Raw genomic sequence first — 22,645 nt, forward strand, 5'->3', positions numbered from 1 at the left:
CTGGATCTTCTGCTGACCCCCGGCCGGGGGCCCGGCCGCCCCCGGCTGGGCCCCGGCCGCCCGGGTCCCCGGCGCCCGCGGCGGGAAGGAACCCCGGCGAGACGGGACCGCCCGCACCGCGCGGGCCCACGGGTGAGGAGGAAACCCCGCATGGCGCCGATACGGGTACTGGTCGTGGGAGCCGGATCGCGCGGCAGCGCCTACGCCGCTTGGATCCGGGAGCACCCCGACATCGCGCGGGTGGTCGCGGTGGCCGAGCCCCGCCCCGCCTACCGCGACCGCCTGGGCGACGCGTGCGGGGTGCCGCAGGAGGCCCGGTTCGCCGACTGGCGCGAGGCCGCCGCGCTCCCCCGCACCGCGGACGCCGCGCTGGTGTGCACGCTCGACGACGCCCACCTGGAGCCCGCCCTGGCCTTCGCCGCCTCCGGGCACCACCTGATGGTGGAGAAGCCTCTGGCCCAGACCCCCGCCGACTGCACGGCGATCGTGGAGGCCGCCCACCGCGCCGGGGTGCTCCTCAGCGTCGGCCACGTGCTCCGCCACGCCCCCTACACCCGCCTGGTCACCTCCCTGCTGGAGGCCGGGCGGATCGGCCGGGTGACCGGCATCGACCACATCGAGCCGGTCGGCTTCTGGCACCACGCCCACTCCTACGTGCGCGGCAACTGGCGGCGTACCGCCGACGCGGCGCCCATGCTGCTCGCCAAGTCCTGCCACGACCTGGACTGGATCCGCTATGTGGTGGGCCGTGAGCCCACGGCGGTGTCGTCGTTCGGGTCGCTGCGCCACTTCCGCCCCGAGCAGGCCCCGCAGGGTGCGGCCGAGCGCTGCACCGAGTGCCCCGTCGAGCCCGAGTGCGCCTACTCGGCCCCGCGGATCTACGGCCGCTTCCTGGAGCAGGGGGTCACCGGATGGCCCCTGGACGTGCTCACCCCCGAGCCGACCGCCGAGTCGGTGGCCGAGGCGCTGCGCACCGGCCCCTACGGCCGCTGCGTCTACCACAGCGACAACGACGTGGTCGACCGGCAGGTGGTGGCCCTGGAATTCGAGGGCGGGGCGGCGGGGACCTTCACGATGACCGCCTTCACGCAGGCGGGGCACCGCCGCACCACCCTGTTCGGCACCGACGGCGAACTGTACTGTGACGGCGAGACCGTGACCGTGTACGACTTCCTCACCCGCACCACCGAGACCCTGAAGCCCGAGTCGGCGGGCGGCGCGGGCGCCGGCCACGGCGGCGGCGACGGGGGCCTGCTGTCGGCGTTCTTCGCGGGGATCGCCGCGGACGATCCGGGGCTGGTGGAGACGAGCGGTGAGGACGCGCTCCGCTCCCACCTGCTGGTGTTCGCCGCCGAGCGCGCCCGGCTGGAGGGCCGGGTGGTGTGCCTCCCCGAGGAGGGCGGGCGGCAGGAGCGGTAGCGCGCCCCGAGTGCGAGGACGAGGACGGATCGGCACTGGTACGCAAGGGTTCGCGCGCGATCACCGTCGACGGCCGCGCATACCGCCGGCGGGTCCGGCACCGCCCCACCTACGACCGGGACTGCATGGGCGGCCGCCTCCTCATCGCCGTTGAGTCCGCCGAGGTCCGCGGTTCGGTCCTGGTGGCGCGCACTCCGTACCCGCACCCGAGCGGGCGGGGCCGCGGTTCCTCATCGCCCTCCCCCGCAAAATATTCAACTAGTTGACCAATAGACTCGGGGACCTACCTGCCCACCGCACACGGAGGAGATCCCCGCATGGCCGACTTCACGGCCGCCACGGCGCTCACCGGGCCGCCCGCCCCGCGGCCCGGCGCCGCCCGCCACGCCTTCACCGCCGACCTGGACCCGCAATGGGCGGTCGGCGACAAGCTCCACGGCGGCTACCTGATGGCGGTCATGGGGCGTGCCGCCGCCCGGTCCGCCGACGGCGCCCACCCGGACCTGGCGGCCATGGCCGCCTCCTTCATCCGCCCGCCGCTGCCCGGCCCCGCCGAGGTGGAGGTCGAGACGCTGCGCGCGGGCAAGGGGACGACACGGGTGCGGGTCCGCCTCTCCCAGGACGGAGCGCCCTGCGTCGAGGCGCTGGCCACCAACGGGGCCCTGGACGGCGGCGCCCCCTATTGGAGCCGCACGGAACCGGCCGCCCTGCCTCCCGAGCACGACTGCGTCCCCTCGCCCGCGGAGGTCCCCGGATCGGAGTTCCGCGTCCCCCTGATGGAGGCCGTCGACCAGAGGATCGACCCCGACATCCTGAACGCCATGGCGGGCAGGCCGTCGATGCGCGGACGCGTCGCCGGGTGGCAGCGGCTCGCCGACGGCGCCGCGTGGGACCCGCTTTCCCTGCTGGTGGCCCTGGACATGGTGCCGCCGGTCTCCTATGACCTGGGCATGCCCGGGTGGGCGCCGACCGTGCAGATGAGCGCTTACATCCGCGCCGTCCCCGCACCGGGGCCGGTGCGTGTCGCGATGCAGGCCGAGGAGGTCTCCGGGGACCGGATGGACGTGACGGCGACTGCGTGGGACGCCAAGGACCGTCTTGTGGCCCAGGCTTCCCAGATCGCTGCGGTCCGGACCCCGGACTGACCCGACGCGCCTCTGAGGGGGTGCGGCGCGCTCCAGGGGGTCCTGACGGCGCACCGCACCCTCGGCTTTACTTCGTAGATTATGGCAACGCCTTTCCAGAGCGCTGGGAACGCCCGTCCGATCCGCCCTCCAGAGCCCAAGGGAGCGCGCGACGCGCGCTCCCTTGGGCGGCAACGGCGCCGGGCTCCTAGGAGCGGCCGCACCAGCGGCCCCTAGGATGAAAGGCCCGGCTCCCCCTGCGGCGGCGAGCCCGCACCTCCGGAGGTCCCGTGCGCCCTGATCCCCGAGCCGGCTTCCCCGAGCACCCCACCTCCGTGGCCGACCTGACGGCCGGACGCATCGAGTACCGGCTCCACCGTGTAGGCCCCACCGCCGCGGTGGTGTTCCACGGAGGCCACATGCGCGCCTCCCTCCCCCAGGGCGAAGACGCCTTCGCCGACGGCGGGCGCAGCGTCCTCGCGGTCTCCCGCCCCGGATACGGACGCACCCCCGTGTCCACCGGCACCACGCCCGAGGGGTTCGCCGACGCCGCCGCCGAACTCTGCCGCCGTCTGGGCCTTCAGCGGGTCGACGCCGCGGTGGGCGTCTCCGCCGGCGGCCTGACCGCGATCGCGATGGCCGCCCGCCACCCGCGCCTGGTGCGCTCCCTGGTCCTGGAGAGCTCGGTGGGCCCCCTCCCCTGGCCCGAGCCCGCCGTCCGGCGCGTGGGCCGCGCCGTCTTCGCCCCCGGCACCGAGGCCGCCACGTGGGCGGGCGTCCGGGGCATGATGCGCGCCAACCCCCTGGCCGGGCTGCGCGCGATGATGGGCGGCCTGTCCACCGAGCCGCCCCGCCAGGTGGTCGCCCGGCTCCCCCACGACCGGCGGCGGGAGCTGGCCGGACTGTTCTCCCGGATGCGCTCGGGGGCCGGGTTCACCCTGGACCTGCGCGCCGCGGCCGCCCCGCGCCCGGCGACCGCGCTGGTGGCCCAGCCCGCCCTGGTGGCCGCCTCCCGCAGGGACGGCGCGGTCCCCTTCGCCCACGCCGAGGCCCTGTCCGAGGCGCTGGGGGCCGAACTGGTGGAGAGCGCGGCCGACAGCCACCTCATCTGGTACGGCGACGACCGTCCCCGGATCCGCGCCCGCATCGGCACGTTCCTGTCGAAGGTCTGAGGCCTGTCGGCGCCCCCTGCCTCCCGAGGCGCCCCGTCCGCCCCGGTGCGCACTAGAATGCGCGGGTGCCGTACGCGACCGCTCCCGACCAGGCCCGAATCCACTACGACGTGCGCGGATCGGGTGAGCCCCTGCTGCTGCTCGCCGGACAGGCCAACGCCCGCACCTGGTGGGACGGCGTCCGTCCCGGGCTCGGCGCCGGGTTCCGCACCATCGCCGCCGACCACCTGGGCACCGGTGCCTCGGACGCCCCGCGCGAGGCCGAGTACTCCACCCGCCGGTTCGCCGCCGACGCGGTGGCGGTCCTGGACGACCTGGGCGTGGAGCGCGCCCACGTGTACGGGACGTCGATGGGCGGCAAGGTCGCCCAGTGGATCGCCGCCGACCATCCCGAACGGGTGGGCGCGCTGGTGCTGGGCTGCACCTCCCCCGGCGGGCCGAACGCGGTGAACGCCTCCCCCGCCATCGCGCGCGCACTGGGCTCGCCCGACCGCGAGGCGGCACGGCGCACGCTGATCGGGCTCATGTTCACGCCCGAGTGGGCCGAGCGCCACCCCGGCCCCTACCGCGTTCTGGGCGACCCGTCGATGGAACCGCACGCGCGCAGGGCCCACCTGGCCGCCAGCAGGGCGCACGACGCCTGGGACGCCCTCCCCTCGATCACCGCCCCCGCTCTGGTGCTGCACGGCACCGACGACGCGTTCGCCCCCGCGGCCAACGCCCGCCTGATCGCCGACCGCATCCCGGAGGCCCGGCTCCACCTTCTTGAGGGCGCGCGGCACGCCTACTTCGAGGAGCGGGCCGAGGAGGCGGCCGAGGCGGTCATGGACCACCTCCGGCGCCACCGGCTGCACGCGGCGGCGCGGCCCGCACCGCAGGGGCACTAATAGCCGCGCGGATCACCGGGGCGGCGGGTGTAGGGGCGGGTCGTGCCCCAGGCCGGTTCGTCGGCGGGGGACACTCCCGACGCTCCCGAACGCCTCTGCGGGCCTCCTGCGGCACGGCGGGGGCTCCGGTGGTGCCGACGGCGCTTGCCGACGGCCCACGGCGGCGGTTGCGGGCCGCGCTCGGGCTCGTCCGCCATGTCATCGATGAACCCGCGCGCGGCCGAGTCGATGCTGGTGCTCACGGTGGAACGGCCGTGCCGCTCCCCCTCGATGACGGCGGCGGCGCGCTCTCCGATGGGCGCGTCGAAGCTGTCCCCGGCGCCCGGCGCCTCCTCCACCGTCCGGGGTGCGAGCGCGTCCCGCGCGCGCGGGGGGAACCGTTCGCGTCGGGGGTCGGCCTTGCCCGCCAGGAAATACCTCCGGGGCCCGGCGGTCCACTGCACCAGCCACCAGATGCCGAATACGGCGCTGAGCAGGAGCAGCAAGGCGATGATCATCGTCGACGAGGTCATTGCGCATCGCCTCCTCTCCCAGGGGCGCTAACCGCGCACGACGGCCGCGAATCGGGTCCCCGCGAGGTCCGCACGGACGGCTCTCAGGCGAGCCGCCCCAGGACCTCCTCCGGGGCCGTGCCCTCCGGCAGGCCCGTCACCTGGCCGTCGCCGACCTCCACCACGCGCCACCGCCCGTCGGCCGTGCACGCCAGGTCGGTGACGATGAACGGATGCCCGAGGGCGTCCACCCGGCGCGCCACCTCTTCCACGAACGCCTCCGGCGGGTGCGGCGCCTCGTCCGGTGTGTCCGGGTGCGCCCCGACCGACACCGGTCGGCCGCGCACCCACCACGCACGCGCCTCGGGTCCGCTGAAGTCCTCGAAGGCCCGCACCACCACACCACCGGCCAGGAAGTCACCCTGGAGTTCGACCATGCGCGCGGCCACGGCGTGCAGCGCGGCGGTGTCCGCCAGATCGGGGACGAAGCAGGCCTCGCGCCATTCGTGCTTGCGCGACTTCACGAAGTCCTTGACGAAGCCGGGGCCTTTCCCCAATGGCGTCACGGCACGGGCGAGCATGCTCGCCTCCGGGGCGTGCCCGGGTGCGGCCGCGCACCACACGCTCGCCGGGGTCAGGCCCGCGAAGTGCGCGTACCACCCGGGCAGCTCGTGGGCGCGCGCGTAGGCGTCCGCGCCGACGGCGAGCCGGGCGCCGCGTGCCTCCAGGGCGGCCTCCAGCTCCCTGTAGCGCGGGACCGGCACCATCCAGCCCCGGTACCACAGGGCGGCACCGTCGCACGGCACCTTGGACAGGGAACGGTCCGCCTCCCCTGCGACCAGCGCGTCGTGGTCGAGGCGTCCGACCTCCGCGCCTTCGGCGCGCATCCGCTGCGCCTCAGCGCGGAACGCCTCGTCGACGGCGCGCGGCCTCAGCGGGTCGGCCGGGTACAGGAACGCGCCGGGCGGCATGGGGGTCTCTCCTCACGACAGGCCTTGGGGCCCGGAGCTGGGGCGGCTTCCGGGCCCCAAGAGCGGTGACCGGGGCTGGCCAGGGTGTGTGGAACCCTTCAGATGTGGTGGTACCGGTGACCGGTGACCTGTTGCGCATATGCCCGTCTACCCGCGGCGCTCCATGCCGCGTTCTACAAGGCGTACAACGAACACACCTGCTCAATGTGTGGTAGGCGGATAGGCGAAAAGACCTGCTACCCGGATACCTTTCTACGACCGACACTTCGGTGCCCCGGCCCCGCTGTTCTGGGGCCGTCCCGTCCGGCCGGAGGAGGGGCGGCGCCGGATCGGCGGCAGGTCAGTCCAGCTCGACCAGTTCGGTCTTGTTGGCCCGGTTGATCGCCTGCTTGACCCGCTGCGCGAACTCGGCGATGCGGTCGACCTCGTCCCACTGGCTGCGCCGCGGCAGACCGTAGTCGGTGACCTCGGTGATGTCGTAGCCCTCCAGCTCGACCTCCTCGATCTTGAGGCCCTTGTCGCTGAACGACTCCCGCTTGCGCTCGACCTTCTTGACCGTGCGGTACCGGATCCAGTCGTCCCCGCTGTCGTACACGCCGACGCCGTCGGCGCGCAGCGGCACCGCCCGCGCGGCCTGTTCGAGCTTGGGGATGACATCGTCCTTGAGCACCAGCAGCTCGGGGACGGACAGGGTGCGCACGCGCCCGTCGAGGTCCTCGATCTCCGCGCGCGCCCGCTGGTTGGTGCGGGAGATGCGCAGCGCAAGCTCCTCGTCCTCGGCCAGGATCGCGGCGATCCGCTCCTGGCACTCGGGCACGGTGTAGGCGCGCGAGGTCGCCTTCTCGGTCCCCGGCTCCGGGCGGTAGGCGCCGTCGCCCTCAAGACTGGTCGTCCGGTAGGAACGGCGCTCCGCCCCTGCCAGGCCGAGGCGGTTGAGCCAGGACTGCAGGTCCGATGCGAGCTTCTTGCGCCGGTTGAAGGCGTCGCCGAGCGTCATGTTCACGCCGGAGAACCTAGCGGCCCGGCATGCCCCACGCCACCGGTTTTCCCGTTTCGGCTCCGGGACGATGATTCGTCCGGTTCCCTCCTATAGGCACGACGAAGGCCCCGGCTCCGAGGCGCCGACGGCACTGACCGACGGCTCCTCCGGGACGCAGACTCGGAGGCGTCCCCCCGACCTTTCCGGAGCATTGAGGAGGGCCCCATGCCCAGTACGGTCAACCGCGTCATGACCACTGATGTGCTGTCGGTCGGCGAAGGCGCCGCGTACAAGGAGATCGTCGACGTCCTGCTCTCGGCGTCCGTGAGCGCGGTCCCGGTGGTCGGCGCCGACGGCCGCGTGTCCGGGGTCGTCTCCGACCAGGACCTGCTGCACAAGGAGGAGTTCAAGCGCGTCGCCCCCGACGAGGACTACTGGCCGCCTTTGCGCGCCCGCCTGCGGGCCCTGTTGAGCGGGGCGGGCCCTGGCAGGCGGCGCGCCGCGGACAAGGCCGCCGCGGCCACCGCACGCGACCTGATGTCGGCACCGCCGGTCACCACCTCGCCCGACGCCTCCGTGGTGCAGGCCGCCCGGCTCATGGAGCGGCGCGGGGTGAAGCGGCTGCCGGTGGTCGACGGGCGGGGCCGCCTCGTCGGCATCGTCACCCGCAGGGACCTGCTCCGGGTCTTCGACCGCGACGACGCGTCCATCTCCGTCGAGGTGCGGCGCGAGCTGGAGGACACCCTGGGCCCGGCGGCCCGGGGCGTGGAGGCCGGCGTGGAGGAGGGCCGGGTCCGGCTGACCGGCCGGGTGAACCGGCGCAGCGACGGCGAGCGGTCGGCGCGCCGCACGGCCTCGGTGGAGGGCGTGGTCGGCGTGGACAACGCCCTGAACTGGCGCGTGGACGACGTCGTCCCGGACCACGTGCAGTGGCGGGCGCGCTGAACCCGGTCCGTCGGCCGCGGCTCACCCCTCCGTGCGGTCGCGGCCGCCGCGGGCGAGCGGGGCGCGCAGGTGGAAGCGGAGCGCCAGCAGCCGCAGCGCGATCGCTCCCAGCCCGGCCAGCGACGCGGTCCACCAGGAGTAAGCGCCCGCCACCGTCACCAGGGAGGTGGCCGACGCCCCGACCAGGGCCGGGACCAGGTAGATCTCGGAGTCGCGGCGCAGAACCGAGGGCGTGCGGGCGGTGAGCAGGTCGCGCAGCATGCCGCCGCCGACGGCCGTGGCCACCCCCATCAGCGCCGCCGGGACCGGCCCCAGGCCGTACTCCAGCGCCTTGACCGTCCCGGTGACGCAGTACAGGCCCAGCCCGATGGCGTCGGCGGCGTCCAGCGGGGCGCCCGCCAGCCGCGGCGGCGGGTGCCACAGGATGATCAGAGCGGCCGCCACCAGCGCGGTGGCCAGGTAGCGCAGGTCGTGGAAGGCCGCCGGGGGCACCGCGCCGATGAGCACGTCCCGCACGATCCCTCCGCCGAACGCCGTACAGCAGGCCAGCATCGCGATGCCGACGACGTCGAACCCGCGCCGGACCGCGGCCAGCGCCCCCGACACCGCGAAGGCGAACGCGCCGATCAGGTCCAGCGCGTCGAATGCGAAGCGCTGGGCGTCGGTGAGGTCCATGCCTCCCGTATCCCCCCTCCTGCCGAAGGCCCCTGGGCCTCAACCGAAGCGCTCGGCGCCGCGTTCGCGCGCGCGGCGCGCCGCCCCCTTCAGCATCTCCACCATCTCGGGTACCGGACGCCACGGGCGCCTGCGGTGCACGACGTAGATCTCCCGCGCCAGGGCCCGCCTGCCGGCCCCGCCCGCTCCCCCTGACAACGGCCGCGCCGCCCACCCCTCCTTGGGGGCGGAGCCGAGGATGGTCCTGGGGATGAGCCCGACGCCCACACCCGCCCGGATCAGCGCCAGCATCACCTCGTAGTCGCGGGTCTCGTGCGCCACGGTGATCCGCACGCCCGCCTCCTGGGCGGCCGACTCCAGCGCGACCCGGTTGGAGATGCCGGGGGCGCCGCAGATCCACTCCTCCCCCGCCAGGTCCTCCAGCCGCGGGGTGCCGGGCTCTCCGGCGGGGTGGCCCTCGGGCACCACCAGCAGCAGCGGATCGACGAGGATGCGCTCGCGGTGCAGCCCGGCCGCGGCGGGGAGCGGCACGCCGGGGTAGCGGTGGGTGATGAGCAGGTCCAGGTCGCCGGAGGTGACCAGGCCGTACCCGTCGGGCGGTTCAACGTCCGACAGCGCGAGCCGCACGTCCGGGTGGGCGCGCCGGAACGCCGCCAGCGCGCTGGGAACCAGGGTCTTGCCCGCGCTGGCGAACGCGCCGAGGGCGAGCCGCCGGGGCGCCTCTCCGGCCGCCGCCCGGACCGCGGCCTCGGCGTCGCGCAGGTCGCCCATCACGCGCTCGCCGTAGGCCAGCAGCTCCCGCCCGGCCGCGGTCAGGCGCACACCGCCGCGCCCGCGCTCCAGCAGGGCGCAGCCCAGTTCCCGTTCGAGCTTGGTGAGCTGCTGGGAGACGGCCGGAGCGGAGAAGGACATGCGCTCGGCGGCGGCGCTGACGGACCCGGCGTGGGCCACCTCGACCAGCACGCGCACCCGGTTGGCGTCGAGCACCGCGCCCTCCCCTCCCGGGGGCCGTCCCCGCCCCCCACGGCGCCTCCGCCGGGTCGGAGAATCCCCAGGTCGATCGTGCTCTGACCGGTGGTCGAGCGGCGCGGGCCGCATCCGCCCGGCGCGTGTCCGAGACCCGGTTCTTCTTAAAGTTCTGCTTAATCAATGTAAGCAGACACAACTTTAACTTAAGGAGGCACGGGGGCAGAGTGGGAGGCATGACACCGAGCACCGCCCTTCCCGCCCATCTGCCCACGTCGGCCGACGTCCGCGCCGCGGCCGAGCGCATCGCGCCCTACGCCCGCCGCACCCCGGTGCTGACCGCGCGGGTGGACGGGCGCCCGCTGACGCTGAAGCTGGAGCACCTGCAGCTGACCGGGGCGTTCAAGCTGCGCGGCGCGCTCAACGCGCTGCTGTCGGGCGGGAGGACCGCCCGCGTGGTGACCGCCTCGGGCGGCAACCACGGGCTGGGGGTGGCCACCGCCGCCCGGCTGCTGGGCATCGAGGCGGTGGTGTACGTCCCCGAGACGGTGCCCGAGGCCAAGGCCCGGCGGCTGGAGGCCTCCGGGGCCCAGCTGGTGCGCGTCGGCGAGCACTACGCGCTGGCGGCGCAGGCGGCGGTGGACCACGCCGAGCGCGAGGGCCTGCGCTACCTGCACGCCTACGACGACCCGAACGTGGTGGCCGGACAGGGCACCATCGGCCGGGAGATCGCCCAGGACGCCCCCTGGTGCGACGCGGTGGCGGTGGCCGTCGGCGGGGGCGGGCTCGCCGCGGGCGTGCGGCTGGGGGCGGGCGCGCGCACGGTCGTCGCGGTGGAGCCGGAGGGGTGCCCGAGCATGCACGCGGCGGTGCGCGCCGGGGAGCCGGTCGACACGCCGGTGGACTCGGTGGCCTCCTCCGCGCTGGGCGCGGCCCGGCTGGGCGACGTGCCGTTCGAGGTGCTGCGGTCGAACCCGGTGGAGACGGCCCTGGTGGACGACGAGGAGATCATCGCGGCGCGGGACCGGCTGTGGGAGGAGTTCCGCATCGCCGCCGAACCCGCGGCGGCCGTGCCCTTCGCCGCCTGGCTGGCCGGGCGGGTGCCCGCCGAGCACCCGTGCCTGGTGGTGTGCGGCGCCAACGCCGACTGGCGTCCGGTCCGGCCTCCGGCAGGTCGCCGCCCGCCTCGGCGGCGGGCGCCCCGCTTCCGGCGGCCGCCGGCGCGGCCGTGCTCCGGGCGAGTTCGGCGCGCAGGGTGCGGACCTCCTCCATCAGGTCCTCGACCTGGCTCTGGGTCGCGGTGGCGGTCTCCTGGGCGGTGTCCAGCTTCTCCACGAACCAGGAGGCCAGGGTGCCGGTGACCACGCCCAGCAGGGCGATCCCGGCGGTGAACAGCACGATCGCCACGACCCGCCCCCACAGGGTCACCGGGTAGAAGTCGCCGTAGCCCACCGTGGTCACCGTGGTGGCGGCCCACCACAGGGCCTCGGGGAAGTCCGTGATCACCGCGCCGGGCGCACCGCGCTCGGCGTCGAGCACCGCCAGCGCGGCGCACACGATCAGCAGCACCGCCCCGGCCCCGGCGTACCAGGCCACGCTCCGGCGCAGCGTCACCATCCGGGCCCGCTTGTTGATGAACCCGAGCACCAGGATCACCTGCACCAGCCGGAGCGGGCGCAGCACCGGCAGCACGATGACCACCAGGTCGAACCAGTTGCGGCGGACGAACACGGCCTTGCGCGGCGCCAGGGTCAGGCGGGCCAGGTAGTCCGCGGCGAAGACGCCCCACACCGCCCAGATGGCGCCCTCGCACACCAGCCGCCAGGTGGCGGACAGTCCGGGGTCGATGATGGGCCACGCGTAGGCGGCGAAGAAGACGAGGGAGGCCGCCAAGAGCGGGGCGAAGGTGCGCCGCCGCCAGTTCTCCAGTCTGGTCTCGGTGGGGTGGGTGTCAGGCATGCCCGTTCGCTCCGGTCGTCGTTCGGGTTCAAGGGGGCGGGGAAGCACCGCGCCCGGGGCCCGTGGCTACCCTTTGCGGGTCGCACCACTGGAAGGGGACGCATGACCTACAGGGCGCTGCGCAGGATCGGCTCGGTCACGGGCCGCGCACTGTACCGTCCGGACATACGCGGCCTGGGGAACATCCCCGGGGACGGCCCGGTCATTCTCGCTTCCAATCACCTGTCGTTCTGCGACAGCGTCGTCATCCCCCTCGCGGTGCCCCGGACGGTCCGGTTCCTCGCCAAGGCCGAGTACTTCGACGCCCCTGGGCTCAAGGGGCGGGCCTCGCGCACGGTGTTCACCGCGCTCGGGGCGGTCCCTGTGCGGCGCGGCGGGGGACGGGAGGCCGTCGGCGCCTTGGACCTCGGGCTCTCGGTCCTCAAGGACGGCGGCGCCTTCGCGATCTATCCCGAGGGCACGCGCTCGCCCGATGGGCGACTGTACCGGGGGCGCACGGGCGTCGCACACCTGGCCCTGGCGTCGGGGGCGCCGGTGGTCCCGGTCGCGGTCCGGGGAACGGACCGGGTACAGCCCATCGACGCGAAGGTCCCCAGGATCGCCCCCATCGCCCTGCGCTTCGGCGAGCCGCTGGACTTCTCCTTCGGATACGGCCACCTGAAGACCGGCCGCGCGCGCAGGATCGTCACCGACGAGGTGATGGACGCGATCGCCGACCTGTCGGGCCAGGAGCGCGCGCGGGAGTACAACCCCAGGTCGTGAGCGCCCCCGCGCCGCGACAGCGGATCGGCTCCGCAACGCGGGGGCGGGTGCGGCCCCTCAGGCGGCCGGCCCGAACCACTCCTCCAGCCGCTCTGTCAGGCCGTTCCGGTCGTCCCCGGCCCACACCACGTGCCCGTCCGGGCGGACGAGCACCGCGGCGACGCCCAGTTCGCCGCTCTCGTCGACGATGTGGTCGACGCGGTCCTCCCAGCCCGCCGCGGACAGAGCGCCGGTCCGGTCCAGCAGGAGGCCGCGCCCGCCGTGCATCCGCTCGTACAGGCGGCCCTCCTTCAGGGGGACGTCCCGCAGGTGGGTACCGACCAGCGGGTGCCCGCCCCCGAGGTCGTAGCGGACCCCGAGCGCCGTGACCTTCTCCACCAGGTACCGGTTCACCTCCGGAAAGTCCATCAGCTCCGCGAACAGGCGCCGCACCGCCTGCGCGCCGGGGTCGGTCGAGATCAGGACGGACTGGGCGCGGGTGTTGTCGAGGACGCTCTCGGCCACCGGGCGCCGCTCGGTGGCGTAGGTGTCCAGCAGCCCGGCGGGCGCGTGGCCGCGGACCTCGGCGGCCAGCTTCCACCCGAGGTTGACGGCGTCCTGGACGCCGAGGTTGAGGCCCTGCCCGCCCAGCGGCGGGTGGATGTGCGCCGCGTCCCCGGCCAGCAGCACCCGGCCCAGACGGTAGCGCTCGGCCAGCCGGGTGGCGTCGCCGAAGCGGGAGAGCCAGCTCGGCGCGTGGACCCCGAAGTCGGTCCCGGCGTACACCCGCAGCTGCCGTCGGAACTCGTCGAACGCCGGCGGCTCGGTGCGGTCCCCGGCCACCGTCTCGGAGGGCACGACCACGCGGATCCTGCCGCCGCCGTCCGGGACGGGCCCGGCGGCGAAGCGCAGGTTGGTCTTGCGGACCTCGGTCATCACCGAGACGATCTCGTCGACGGGGGCGGTGGCCTCCATCTCGCCCAGCAGCGTGTCGTTGGTGCTGGGCTCGCCGGGGAAGCCGATGCCGAGCGCGCGGCGCACGGTGCTCCGGCCGCCGTCGCAGCCCACGAGGTAGCGGGCGCGCAGCGTCCGCCCGTCGTCCAGTTCGGCGGTGACCCCTTCCCCGTCCTGGGACAGCCCGGCCAGCGCGCCGCCGCGCCGGATGTCGGCACCGAGTTCGGCCGCGCGTTCGGCCAGCAGCCGGTCGGTGACGGTCTGCGGGATGCCGAGCACGTACCCGTGCGCGGTGTCGAGCCCTTCCGGCTCGGGCTTGGGGATCCCGGCGAACCCGCCGAGGGGGTGGGCCGTGCCGTGCTCCAGGAACCGGTCCAGCAGCCCGCGCCGGTCCATCAGCTCGATGCTGCGCACGTGCAGGCCGAGCGAGCGGACGACGGGCGTCGGCTCGGCGTCCTTCTCGACCACGACCGCCCGCACGCCCCACAGCCGCAGTTCGGCGGCGAGCATCATGCCGGTGGGGCCGCCGCCGACCACGATCACGTCGTTCATCTGAACCCTTCATCCCCTTCAGTGCGCCGATGGCCGGGACCGGACGAGGCGTCGTCCGGCCGTGGCGCGCGTCCCTCCGCAGCCGTCTGCGCGCATCACCGACACGCCCGGTGACCTGGGCGGGTCCCGGCCTGGAGGGTCGATTGTGCGCCATCACGGGGGTCTTGCGGCAAGCCCCGGGGGCTGCTATAGATTGAGACTGGCAGGGAGAGTCCTGCCACTGACCGTCCACAATGGACGGTCCTTCTGCGGCCCGAACGCGACGAGCCCGCCCCGCCGTCGCGTTCCACGCGTCGGCGGGGCGGGCTCCGGACCCCCTAGGACTTCGGCAGGTGCTCGGCCAGCCAGGCCTCGACCTCGTCGGACCGGCGCGGAAGCCCGGCGGACATCACGCGGTTGCCGTCCTCGGTCACGACCACGTCGTCCTCGATCCGGACGCCGATGCCGCGCAGCTCCTCGGGCACCGTCAGGTCGTCGGGCTGGAAGTACAGGCCCGGCTCCACCGTGAGCACCATGCCCGGCTTCAGCTCGCCGTAGAGGTGCTCCTCGGTGCGCGAGCGGGCGCAGTCGTGCACGTCCAGTCCCAGCATGTGCCCGGTGCCGTGCAGCGTGTACCGGCGCTGCAGCCCCAGCTCCACCACGCGGTCCACCGGCCCCTCCAGCAGGCCCATCGCGATCAGGCCCTCGGCCAACGCGCGCTGCGCCGCGACGTGGTAGTCGCGGAAGGGGCGCCCCGGCGCGACCGCCGCGATCGACTCCTCCTGCGCCTTGTACACCAGGTCGTAGACACGCCGCTGGACGTCGGTGAAGGTGCCCGAGATCGGCAGGGTCCGCGTCACATCGGCGGTGTACAGCTCGTTCGTCTCCACACCGGCGTCGAGCAGCAGCAGCTCTCCGTCACGCACCGGCCCGTCGTTGCGCACCCAGTGCAGCGTGGTCGCGTTGGGGCCCGAGGCGGCAATGGTGCCGTAGCCGACGTCGTTGCCCTCCACACGCGCGCGCAGGAAGAACGTGCCCTCGATGTAGCGCTCGGAGGTCGCCTTGGCCTTGGGCAGCGCCGCCACGACGTCCTCGAAGCCGCGCACCGTGGAGTCCACGGCCTTCTGGAGCTGCTCGACCTCCCACTCGTCCTTGACCAGGCGCAGGTCGTGCAGCGCGACGGCCAGCTCCTCGTCGCGCTCGGCGGCCTTCCCGGCGTCGCCGCGCAGGCCGTCGACGACCTTCTCCAGCGCGGCGTCGTGCCCGCGCACGACGCGGGTGGCGGCGCCGTCGGCGGCCTTCTCCAGGACGGCCGGCAGCTCGCGCACGTCGTGGGCGGCGATCCCCAGGCGGGCGGCGCCCTCGGCGAGGCTGTTGCGGCGGCCGCTCCACAGCTCGCCGTGGCCGTCCAGCCAGAACTCGCCGTTCTCGCGGTTGGAGCGGGGGCGCAGGTAGGCGGTGACGTCGTGGCCGCCGGGGTGCGGCTCGAACACCAGGCACCCGTCGTCGGACTGGTCGCCCGACAGGTACACGTAGTCGCAGGCCGCCCGGAAGGGGTACTCGGTGTCGTTCGAGCGGGTCTTGAGGCCCCCGGCCGGGATCACCAAGCGCTCGCCGGGGAAGCGCGCGCTCAGCGCGGCGCGGCGGCGTGCCGTGTGCTCGGCCTGCTCGATGGGGTCCACGCCGCGCATCTCGGTGTCGGCCCAGCCCGTGCGCATCCAGTCGGAGAGCTCAGCGGAGACCTTCTGCTCCTGGCCGTTCTTCCGTGCCCGGAACACGGGTGCCTCGGCGCCGCCGGGGTTGTGCGCCTTCCCCTGGGGGTGCTGCTGCTCGGTCACGGCTGTGGCCTCCATCGCTCGCTCGCTGCTCGTACCGGCCGCTTGTGGCGGCGCTGGGTCAATCGTAGGACGCCCCACCGGCGCGCACCCCCGAATGCCCACCGGCCCCGGGGTCGGCGCAGCGCTCCCCGGGGGCGGCGAGGTCCTTGGCGAAGGCGAAGTAGATGCGGCGCCCTTCGGGGTCGGTCCCCTCCTCGGAGGAGAGCGTGTACCCGAGGCGCTCGTACATCGCCACGGCCTCGGGCTGCTCGGGGCCGGTGGTCAGGTGGGCGCGGAGGTACCCGCGGCGCGCGGCGGCCCCCTCCAGCGCCGCCATCGCGCGGCGGCCCAGGCCCTGGCGGCGGCGCGCGGCGTCGGTCCAGATGCGCTTGAACTCGGCGGTGCGGGCGTCCTTGCGCAGGAACGCGCCTCCGGCGACCGCGCGGCCGCCATCCTCCACGAGCACGACGCCGCCGCCAGGGGCGGAGAAGGCGGCGTCGGGGGTGCCGGTGAGCTCGCGCTCGGCGGCCTGGTGCCCGTAGCGGGCGGTGTACTCCGCGGCCAGGCCGTCCAGCATGGGGGCCACCCCGGGGTCGCCCATGTCGGCCACCCGGACCGTGAGTCCCCCGGTCCGCCCTGCCACCGCACCCATCGGCGCGCTCCTCTCCCTGTTCCCCCCGTGTCGTGCCGCGCTCTCCTCCCGACCTCCCGCGCGCGGGAAGGCGGGAACCGGCCGGTTCCGGATCGGGGGCTCACCCGAACCCCGCCACCAGGACCAGAACGCGCGCTTCCTATCGGATCATCCCTTTTTCGGCGAGGGGCGGCGCACACCGACAGGCCTCCCGCACCCCGGCTCCCCCGCGTTTCCCAGGCGCACCATAGAGTGGTGTCCATGCCTTTGATCGAGCGCACCCTCCTGGGACCCGGACCGAGCAACCCCTACCCCGAGGCCGTGCAGGGACTGTCGGCCCCGATCCTGGGCCACCTCGACCCGGAGTTCATCAAGGTCCTCGACCGCACCGGCGACCGCCTGCGCGCGCTGTGGGGCACCTCCAACCCGCTGACCCTGCCGCTGTCCGGCACCGGTTCGCTGGGCATGGAGGCGGCCTTCGCCAACACCGTGCGCCCCGGCGACACCGCGGTCATCGCGGTCAACGGCCTGTTCGGCCAGCGCATGTGCGAGGTCGCGCGCCGGTACGGCGCCACGGTGGTGCGCGCCGACCACGCCTGGGGCGAGCCGGTGGACGTCCAGCGCGTCCTGGACGCCCACCCCTCGCCGGCCGTGGTCGCCGCCGTGCACGCCGAGACCTCCACCGGCGTGCTGAGCGACATCGGCGCGCTCGGCGCGGCGCTGCGCGCGCGCTCCGACGACACGCTGCTGATCGCCGACTGCGTCACCTCCCTCGGCGGGACCGAGGTGGCGGTCGACGACTGGAAGGTGGACGCCGCCTACTCCGGGACGCAGAAGTGCCTGGGCGTGCCCCCCGGCCTGGCGCCGTTCACCTTCTCCGAGCGCGCGTGGGAGCGGCGGGTGGAGGATCCGCCCGTCTGGTACATCGACCTGGGCCTGCTGGGCGCCTACGTGCGCGGCGGCTCCGGCGGCGGCCGCGCCTACCACCACACCGCGCCGGTGGGCATGATCGCCGCGCTCGACCGGACCCTGGAGCGGATCCAGGAGGAGGGCATGCAGGACGTCGCCGCCCGCCACCGCGCCGCGGGCGAGCTGCTGCAGAACGGCCTGCAGGAGATGGGCCTGGAGCTCTTCGCGGCCGAGGGGCACCGCCTGCCCCAGCTCACCTCGGTGAAGGTCCCCGAGGGGGTGGACTCGGTCAAGGTGCGTGAGCGCCTGCTCACCGAGTACGGCATCGAGATCGGCGCAGGCGTGGGCGAATTCGCCTCATCGGTGTGGCGGATCGGCCTGATGGGCCACAACGCGCGCCTGGACCGCGCCGAGCTCGTGCTGGCCGCGCTGCGCGCCGCGCTGAAGGCCTGACCGCTCCCGGCTCCGCTTCAGCCGCCCCCGAGGGCGGCCGGACACGAGGGCGTCCCGCCGTCGGCGGGGCGCCTCAGTCGGCGTTGGGCCCGTAGGAGGCGTCGTGGTCCTGCGGGTCGGTGGGGTCCTGGGTGTTGCCGATGATGGCCGCGATCGGCGGCAGGACCATCGCGACGGCGCACATCGCCACCGCCCACCCCACCCCGAGCACGTAGTAGACGGGCAGGGAGCCGCCGAAGAGCACCAGGCAGGCGCCCATCAGCCAGGCGTACCGACGCATGCGGCGCTTCACCACTCCAGGCTACCGCCCGGCCGCCGGCCAGGTGGCCGGGTCGCGCAGCCCCGCGAACCCCCTGGAGACGTCGTAGCCCGCCGCTTCGAGGCGCCTCCGCGCGGTGCGTGCCCGCGCGAGGGTGCCCTCGTCGAACACCCGGTTGTAGATGTCGTCCGGCAGCGCGTGCAGTCCTCTGCGGAGCACGCGCAGGGAGGCGGTCGCCGCCGCCTGCGTCCCCGGCGGCTCGGGGAGGATGCCGTACTCCTTCCGCGCCCACTGCGGGAGCGTGTAGTAGGCCAGCGCCCCGACGGGCAGCCACAGCGGCTTGAACGGCGCCAGCGCGCGCAGGTGTGCCGGGACCCCGGGCCACAGCAGGAACCGCACCGCCGCCCGCGCCTCGTCCCCCGCACGGAGCCGCGGCCGCACCGAGGCCAGGTAGGCGCGCATCTGGGCGGCCGACGCCGGCACCTCCCCGGGGTCGAGCCCCACGAGGGCGGCGGTGCGCGCCTGCTCGGCGAAATAGCGGTCGGCGTCCCCTGGACCCAGGCGCACCCCGGCCCGGACGACCACCTCCAGGTAGGAGACCACTTCGGCGCAGTGCACCCACAGCAGCAGTCCGGGATCGTCGACGCGGTACCGGTCCCCGCTGTCCGGGTCGGTGAAGCGCAGCCGCCGGTGCACCGCGCGCACCCGCGCGCCCAGCTCCTCGGCCTCCTCAGGGCTGCCGTAGGTGGTGGTGGCGACGAAGTCGGCGGTGCGCAGCAGCCGCCCCGTGGGGTCGTCCATGAAGTCCGAGCGCTGCCAGACCCCCTGCATCGCCACCGGGTGCAGCGCCTGGAGCATCAGCCCGCGCACCCCGGCGACCCACATGGACCGGTCGATGTGCAGGCGCCAGGAGACGGACTCCGGGAGGACGGCGGTGGGCTGCTCCATGTGGGCCCTTCCTCTCACTGCGCGGCCCTGTACGTCCGCGGCACGGGTGCGTGGTCCCCCTGAACCGGATTCTAGGCACACCGGGGTCCGATCGGCGGTGGGGCGACCGGTCCGACAGCGGAGCCCACTAAGTTGGGAACCGTTGTCGAGCTCTACCGGAACCTTTCGACCCTTTCGAGCGAGGAGCGCCATGGACCCCCACCTCTCCGGCGGCGCCGAGCAGACCCCCCTCAGCGTCCGCGGGATGTCCTTCGACGCGCTGGCGGCTGGGCCCCTCGACGGCCCCCTGGCCCTGTTCCTGCACGGCTTCCCCGAGTTCTCGACCTGTTGGCGCGAGCAGCTCGCCGCCGCCGCGCGGGCCGGGTTCCGGGCCGTCGCCGTCGATCAGCGCGGCTACTCCCCGGGCGCCCGGCCCGAGGGCACCGCCGCCTACACCGTCGACGAACTCGTCGAGGACGTCTTCGGCTTCGCCGACGCCCTGGAGTACGAGCGCTTCCACCTCGTCGCGCACGACTGGGGCGGCGTGCTGGCCTGGCCTGTGGCGTTCCGCCGTCCCGAACGCATCCGAACCCTGACCGTGCTGTCCACCCCGCACCCGCGCGCGCTGAATGAGGTCGTGCGCGTCTCCAAGCAGCAGCAGGAGAAGCTGTCCTACATCGGACTGTTCCGCATGGAGGGCAAGGCCGAGAAGGTGCTCCTCCAGGACGACGCGGCCACGCTGCGGGGCGTCTACGAAGGCCGCGTTCCCGAGCCGCTGGTCGAGGACAACGTGCGCCGACTGTCCGAGCCCGGGGCGCTGACGGCGGCGCTGAGCTGGTACCGCGCTCTGGAGGGCGACGCGGCCGACGCGGGCGCGGTGCAGGTGCCCACGCTGTACATGTGGGGCGAGGGCGACCGGGCGTTCGGCCCTGAGGCCGCCGAGAAGACGGGCGACTGGGTCGAGGCGCCGTACGAGTACGTGCGTCTGGACAACGCCACGCACTGGCTGCCCGAAGAGGACCCCGAGCGGGTCATCCCGGCGATCCTGGAGCACTTCAAGCGCGGGTGAGGCCCTGGCCGGGCGGGCGGCTCTCGGTCACCCTGAGGCTCCGGGGGCGGAGCTATGGGAGGCCGTTATGGGAACGGGCGGACGACGTTGGACCGCCGGGGCGCTCGCCGCCGTCGCGCTGCTTCCGTGCGCGGCTGCGGCGGACGCCCAGGGCGCGGGCGGACAGGAGGCGCACGCCGGGAAGGACCGCGCCGACGGGTGGCGCCTGGTCCATGCTGAAGACTTCTCCCGGTTCGCTCCCCGGGGCGACACCGGGTGGTTCCCCGATCAGGACGGGCCCGGGAGCCCGTACGACGCCGGGGGCTATGACAACGACGGCGGCTACTTCCGCACCATCGGCGGCGACGACTTCGACCGCCACCTGGAGGGCGTGGACCTGTACCGCCGCTCCTTCGCGTTCGGCGAGGGCGGATGGCTCACGGCCGAACTCGCCACGCGCGACACGGGCGGCGGCGCGAAGGAGGGTGCGCCGTCCTTCGGCAGGGACGTCCTGCCGGGCGCCGGGCCGACGGGGCTGTTCGACAACCCCGACCACCACGGCGCGGTCATCGTGCGCTCGACCGACGCTCTGCCCGAGGAGTACCGGATCGAGGTGAAGCTGAAGACGGTCGACTTCGGCGGCCGGCGCGACGGCGAATGGGACTACGACGGCAAGGTGAACGGGTACGCGCCCTCGGACTGCAAGACCAACTTCCCATGGGCGGGCTCGGGGGACTTCTCCCCTCCCGAATGCGAGTGGTACGACGTCACCCGCGACTCCAACGGGTTCTACTTCCTGTCGATCATGGACTACGAGCGTCCGGCGCCGCACAACAACGTCTTCGTCCATACGCACCGCAAGGTGGTGATGGACGGCTACAACCGGTACCGGTACACGGGGAACGGGCTGCGCTACTGCGACGCCTCCACCGGCGAGCTGCAGCCGTACGAGTGGGGCAGCGGGAACGGGGTCAACATGCTGTTCATGACCCCGGACCGGCGCTACGGCAACCAGCCCGGCACCGAGTACCTGATGCACAGCGAGTGCGGGACGGAGTACGCAGGCGGGATCGTCAGCCAGGCCGACCTGCTCCCTGAGGCGATGCCGCGCCAGGACTACCGGTTCGCAGTGGAGCGGCGCGACGGCCGCTACGTGCTGGAGGTGTCGGGCGAGTTCCGCCACGTGGGTGAGCGGACACTGCGCTACGTGCAGCCGTTCGACGACGGCGAGCACCCGGTGTGGCACTACAACAGGACGCCGGAGGAGTACGGCGGCGCCTACGACCGGACGTGGAGCTACCCCTCCGACAACGGCACGTACACCGACGAGAACGTCTGGCCCGAGGGGTCGGCCTACCCCGACCACTTCCTGATCGGCCAGCCGCACATGAACTTCTACGAGGGCGACGCCCGTGTGGACGACATCCGCATGTACGTGCCGGACTAGGAGGCCGGAGTACGGCGCCCGGTCAGGTGCGGCCGGGCTCGGTGACGTCCGCTCCTTCGGCCAGGGCGCGCACGACCTCGGCGGCGGGGCGCTCCTCGGCCGCGCGGTAGGAGGTGCCCGCCCACAGGTGGAGGCGGGCGGTGTCGCCCGCCTGTGCCGCCGCCTTGCGCATGGGGCCGGTCAGGTAGTGCACCTGCGGGTAGGCCGCCGGGGCCTCGGACGTGTGGGCGGACAGGAACCGGTTGACCAGACCGCGCGCTCTGCGGCCGCTGAAGGCCCGGGTCACCGCGGTGCCGGGGAACACCTCGTCGGCCAGCGCCCGCTTGTGGGTCTCGGAGGCCCCGCTCTCCGGCGTCCTCAGCAGGACCGTGCCGACCTGGGCGGCGACGGCGCCGTGGGAGAGGACCTTGCGCACGGCCGCGGCGTCGCCGATGCCCCCGGCCGCGACCAACGGCAGGTCCACCTCCTCGCGCACCTGCGACAACAGGTCGAGCAGGGGTGTGGTGCGCTCCTCGGCGTCGTCGAAGGAGCCCTGGTGGCCTCCGGCCTCGGCCCCCTGGACGCTCAGGGCGTCGGCGCCGACCCCGGCGGCCGCGCGCGCTTCGGCCGGTGTGGTGACCGTCACCATGACGGCGCTCCCCGCGGCGTGCAGGGCCGCGACGTCCGAGGGGTCCGGGGCGCCGAAGGTGAAGCTCACCACCGGGACGGGGTCGTCGATCAGCAGGGCGAGCTTGGCCGGGTAGCCGTCGTCGCTCCACCGGGGCTCGCCCGGTTCGGCGCCCAGCGCCTCGAGGTCGGGGGCGATGCCGCGCGCGTAGCCCGCCACCCGTTCCCGGTCGCCCGTGTCCTCGCCGGGCACGAACAGGTTGACGCCGAAGGGGCGGCCGGTCAGCTCGCGCGTGCGCGCGATCTGGGACGCGAGCGCGTCGGCGCCCTTGTAGCCGCCCGCGAGGAAGCCCAAGCCGCCCGCCGTGTTGACGGCGGCCACGAGTTCGGGGGTGCTGGCCCCTCCGGCCATCGGGGCGCCCACCACGGGAACCGTCCCCGGGGCCGCGAAAGTACTGGTCACCACGGTCTGCGCTGCGTCCTGGCCCACGTTCGGACGACCTCCTCCACCGGTTGCGCCAGCAGCCTGCCACACCCGGTGCCGGGGTGCGCAACGGGGCCGGTCGGCCGGACCCGCCACTTTCTCTCGCCATCGAGAGAAAATGAGGCTACCCTCAATTCCAGGGTGTGACCCGGCGGGCACCCGGTGTCCCGCCCCCTTTCCCCAGGGGCGGGGCCCGGGACCCCGCCCGTCCGCACGGCCGGGAGATGTCCCATAATCGGATGACGTACCG

Annotated in this window: 20 protein-coding genes and 2 pseudogenes; 10 read left to right on the top strand and 12 right to left on the bottom strand. The window is 74.3% G+C overall.

The annotated features are described in order from the left end of the window. Nucleotides 1–150 precede the first annotated feature (150 nt). The 4 genes from O4U47_RS26390 to O4U47_RS26405 all read left to right on the top strand — a co-directional run bounded on the left by O4U47_RS26390 (nt 151) and on the right by O4U47_RS26405 (nt 4,602). Nucleotides 151–1,419 (top strand): Gfo/Idh/MocA family protein, encoded by a 1,269-nt coding sequence (locus O4U47_RS26390; RefSeq protein ID WP_270680685.1) that lies wholly within the window; start codon nt 151–153, stop codon nt 1,417–1,419. A gap of 317 nt (nt 1,420–1,736) precedes the next feature. Next, on the top strand, nt 1,737–2,564 hold the full coding sequence (locus O4U47_RS26395; RefSeq protein ID WP_270680686.1) for a thioesterase family protein: 828 nt from the start codon (nt 1,737–1,739) through the stop codon (nt 2,562–2,564). 269 nt (nt 2,565–2,833) lie between these two features. Then, on the top strand, nt 2,834–3,715 hold the full coding sequence (locus O4U47_RS26400; protein ID WP_270680687.1) for an alpha/beta fold hydrolase: 882 nt from the start codon (nt 2,834–2,836) through the stop codon (nt 3,713–3,715). Nucleotides 3,716–3,780: 65 nt separating this feature from the next. Beyond that, nucleotides 3,781–4,602 carry an alpha/beta fold hydrolase gene (locus O4U47_RS26405; RefSeq protein WP_270680688.1) on the top strand — a complete coding sequence of 274 codons (822 nt, stop codon included), beginning with the start codon at nt 3,781–3,783 and terminating at the stop codon, nt 4,600–4,602. Here O4U47_RS26405 and O4U47_RS26410 read toward each other — a convergent pair. The 3 genes from O4U47_RS26410 to O4U47_RS26420 form a co-directional block, all read right to left on the bottom strand. Beyond that, the gene (locus tag O4U47_RS26410) at nt 4,599–5,114 is read right to left on the bottom strand and encodes a hypothetical protein (RefSeq protein WP_270680689.1); all 516 of its coding nucleotides are present in this window, start codon (nt 5,112–5,114) and stop codon (nt 4,599–4,601) included. The two genes, O4U47_RS26405 and O4U47_RS26410, sit on opposite strands and share 4 nt — an antisense overlap. Nucleotides 5,115–5,197: 83 nt before the next feature. Beyond that, nucleotides 5,198–6,064: an ATP-grasp domain-containing protein gene (locus tag O4U47_RS26415; protein WP_270680690.1), complete on the bottom strand. Its 867-nt coding sequence runs from the start codon at nt 6,062–6,064 to the stop codon at nt 5,198–5,200. Nucleotides 6,065–6,404: 340 nt separating this feature from the next. Then, nucleotides 6,405–7,061 (bottom strand): hypothetical protein, encoded by a 657-nt coding sequence (locus O4U47_RS26420; protein WP_270680717.1) that lies wholly within the window; start codon nt 7,059–7,061, stop codon nt 6,405–6,407. Between the two features lie 207 nt (nt 7,062–7,268). Here O4U47_RS26420 and O4U47_RS26425 point away from each other — a divergent pair, with 207 nt between their 5' ends. After that, nucleotides 7,269–7,988 carry a CBS domain-containing protein gene (locus O4U47_RS26425; protein ID WP_270680691.1) on the top strand — a complete coding sequence of 240 codons (720 nt, stop codon included), beginning with the start codon at nt 7,269–7,271 and terminating at the stop codon, nt 7,986–7,988. Between the two features lie 21 nt (nt 7,989–8,009). Here O4U47_RS26425 and O4U47_RS26430 read toward each other — a convergent pair whose 3' ends face one another. Together O4U47_RS26430 and O4U47_RS26435 are read right to left on the bottom strand one after the other, a co-directional pair. Continuing rightward, complete coding sequence (locus O4U47_RS26430; RefSeq protein ID WP_270680692.1) at nt 8,010–8,663, bottom strand: trimeric intracellular cation channel family protein; 654 nt, start codon at nt 8,661–8,663, stop codon at nt 8,010–8,012. Between the two features lie 39 nt (nt 8,664–8,702). Next, on the bottom strand, nt 8,703–9,650 hold the full coding sequence (locus tag O4U47_RS26435) for a LysR family transcriptional regulator (RefSeq protein WP_270680693.1): 948 nt from the start codon (nt 9,648–9,650) through the stop codon (nt 8,703–8,705). 215 nt (nt 9,651–9,865) lie between these two features. On the opposite strand from O4U47_RS26435, the pseudogene O4U47_RS26440 reads away from it, so the two are divergent. Beyond that, nucleotides 9,866–10,786 (top strand): annotated as a pseudogene (locus O4U47_RS26440) (threonine/serine dehydratase); the annotation flags it as partial. A 235-nt stretch (nt 10,787–11,021) separates the two neighbouring features. On the opposite strand, the pseudogene O4U47_RS31225 reads toward O4U47_RS26440, so the two are convergent. After that, nucleotides 11,022–11,588 (bottom strand): annotated as a pseudogene (locus O4U47_RS31225) (potassium channel family protein); the annotation flags it as partial. 102 nt (nt 11,589–11,690) lie between these two features. Here O4U47_RS31225 and O4U47_RS26450 point away from each other — a divergent pair. Then, nucleotides 11,691–12,350 (top strand): lysophospholipid acyltransferase family protein, encoded by a 660-nt coding sequence (locus O4U47_RS26450; RefSeq protein WP_270680694.1) that lies wholly within the window; start codon nt 11,691–11,693, stop codon nt 12,348–12,350. A 57-nt stretch (nt 12,351–12,407) separates the two neighbouring features. On the opposite strand, the gene rox is transcribed toward O4U47_RS26450, so the two are convergent. The 3 genes from rox to O4U47_RS26465 all read right to left on the bottom strand — a co-directional run bounded on the left by rox (nt 12,408) and on the right by O4U47_RS26465 (nt 16,283). Further along, nucleotides 12,408–13,835 (bottom strand): rifampin monooxygenase, encoded by a 1,428-nt coding sequence (rox, locus tag O4U47_RS26455; protein WP_270680695.1) that lies wholly within the window; start codon nt 13,833–13,835, stop codon nt 12,408–12,410. A 317-nt stretch (nt 13,836–14,152) separates the two neighbouring features. Further along, nucleotides 14,153–15,667, bottom strand: a complete 1,515-nt coding sequence (locus tag O4U47_RS26460) for an aminopeptidase P family protein (protein WP_270680696.1) — start codon at nt 15,665–15,667, stop codon at nt 14,153–14,155. Between the two features lie 43 nt (nt 15,668–15,710). After that, entirely contained in the window at nt 15,711–16,283 is a 573-nt protein-coding gene (locus O4U47_RS26465; RefSeq protein WP_270680697.1) for a GNAT family N-acetyltransferase, read from the bottom strand. 240 nt (nt 16,284–16,523) lie between these two features. Here O4U47_RS26465 and O4U47_RS26470 point away from each other — a divergent pair, with 240 nt between their 5' ends. Then, the gene (locus tag O4U47_RS26470) at nt 16,524–17,624 is read left to right on the top strand and encodes a pyridoxal-phosphate-dependent aminotransferase family protein (protein ID WP_270680698.1); all 1,101 of its coding nucleotides are present in this window, start codon (nt 16,524–16,526) and stop codon (nt 17,622–17,624) included. A gap of 73 nt (nt 17,625–17,697) precedes the next feature. Here O4U47_RS26470 and O4U47_RS26475 read toward each other — a convergent pair whose 3' ends face one another. Further along, on the bottom strand, nt 17,698–17,916 hold the full coding sequence (locus tag O4U47_RS26475; RefSeq protein WP_270680699.1) for a DUF3099 domain-containing protein: 219 nt from the start codon (nt 17,914–17,916) through the stop codon (nt 17,698–17,700). A gap of 9 nt (nt 17,917–17,925) precedes the next feature. Then, a complete protein-coding gene (locus O4U47_RS26480; protein ID WP_270680700.1) occupies nt 17,926–18,831 on the bottom strand; it encodes an oxygenase MpaB family protein in 906 nt (301 codons plus the stop codon). 190 nt (nt 18,832–19,021) lie between these two features. On the opposite strand from O4U47_RS26480, the gene O4U47_RS26485 reads away from it, so the two are divergent. Both O4U47_RS26485 and O4U47_RS26490 read left to right on the top strand, forming a co-directional pair. Further along, on the top strand, nt 19,022–19,879 hold the full coding sequence (locus O4U47_RS26485; protein WP_270680701.1) for an alpha/beta fold hydrolase: 858 nt from the start codon (nt 19,022–19,024) through the stop codon (nt 19,877–19,879). Between the two features lie 67 nt (nt 19,880–19,946). Further along, the gene (locus tag O4U47_RS26490) at nt 19,947–21,305 is read left to right on the top strand and encodes a hypothetical protein (RefSeq protein ID WP_270680702.1); all 1,359 of its coding nucleotides are present in this window, start codon (nt 19,947–19,949) and stop codon (nt 21,303–21,305) included. Nucleotides 21,306–21,327: 22 nt separating this feature from the next. Here O4U47_RS26490 and O4U47_RS26495 read toward each other — a convergent pair whose 3' ends face one another. Then, nucleotides 21,328–22,401 (bottom strand): nitronate monooxygenase, encoded by a 1,074-nt coding sequence (locus O4U47_RS26495; RefSeq protein WP_270680703.1) that lies wholly within the window; start codon nt 22,399–22,401, stop codon nt 21,328–21,330. Between the last annotated feature and the right edge of the window lie 244 nt (nt 22,402–22,645).

The sequence above is a fragment of the Nocardiopsis suaedae genome, from assembly GCF_027706745.1.
Lineage (GTDB): Bacteria > Actinomycetota > Actinomycetes > Streptosporangiales > Streptosporangiaceae > Nocardiopsis_A > Nocardiopsis_A suaedae.

What these genes read in the sequence shown, in the direction of transcription:
- O4U47_RS26430 (WP_270680692.1), bottom strand. Translation starts at nt 8,663, where the DNA reads ATGGACCTCACCGACGCCCAGCGCTTCGCATTCGACGCGCTGGACCTG.
- O4U47_RS26425 (WP_270680691.1), top strand. Translation starts at nt 7,269, where the DNA reads ATGCCCAGTACGGTCAACCGCGTCATGACCACTGATGTGCTGTCGGTC.
- O4U47_RS26420 (WP_270680717.1), bottom strand. Translation starts at nt 7,061, where the DNA reads ATGACGCTCGGCGACGCCTTCAACCGGCGCAAGAAGCTCGCATCGGAC.
- O4U47_RS26410 (WP_270680689.1), bottom strand. Translation starts at nt 5,114, where the DNA reads ATGACCTCGTCGACGATGATCATCGCCTTGCTGCTCCTGCTCAGCGCC.
- O4U47_RS26415 (WP_270680690.1), bottom strand. Translation starts at nt 6,064, where the DNA reads ATGCCGCCCGGCGCGTTCCTGTACCCGGCCGACCCGCTGAGGCCGCGC.
- O4U47_RS26490 (WP_270680702.1), top strand. Translation starts at nt 19,947, where the DNA reads ATGGGAACGGGCGGACGACGTTGGACCGCCGGGGCGCTCGCCGCCGTC.
- rox (WP_270680695.1), bottom strand. Translation starts at nt 13,835, where the DNA reads ATGAACGACGTGATCGTGGTCGGCGGCGGCCCCACCGGCATGATGCTC.
- O4U47_RS26465 (WP_270680697.1), bottom strand. Translation starts at nt 16,283, where the DNA reads ATGGGTGCGGTGGCAGGGCGGACCGGGGGACTCACGGTCCGGGTGGCC.
- O4U47_RS26450 (WP_270680694.1), top strand. Translation starts at nt 11,691, where the DNA reads ATGACCTACAGGGCGCTGCGCAGGATCGGCTCGGTCACGGGCCGCGCA.
- O4U47_RS26395 (WP_270680686.1), top strand. Translation starts at nt 1,737, where the DNA reads ATGGCCGACTTCACGGCCGCCACGGCGCTCACCGGGCCGCCCGCCCCG.
- O4U47_RS26390 (WP_270680685.1), top strand. Translation starts at nt 151, where the DNA reads ATGGCGCCGATACGGGTACTGGTCGTGGGAGCCGGATCGCGCGGCAGC.
- O4U47_RS26485 (WP_270680701.1), top strand. Translation starts at nt 19,022, where the DNA reads ATGGACCCCCACCTCTCCGGCGGCGCCGAGCAGACCCCCCTCAGCGTC.
- O4U47_RS26480 (WP_270680700.1), bottom strand. Translation starts at nt 18,831, where the DNA reads ATGGAGCAGCCCACCGCCGTCCTCCCGGAGTCCGTCTCCTGGCGCCTG.
- O4U47_RS26470 (WP_270680698.1), top strand. Translation starts at nt 16,524, where the DNA reads ATGCCTTTGATCGAGCGCACCCTCCTGGGACCCGGACCGAGCAACCCC.
- O4U47_RS26460 (WP_270680696.1), bottom strand. Translation starts at nt 15,667, where the DNA reads ATGGAGGCCACAGCCGTGACCGAGCAGCAGCACCCCCAGGGGAAGGCG.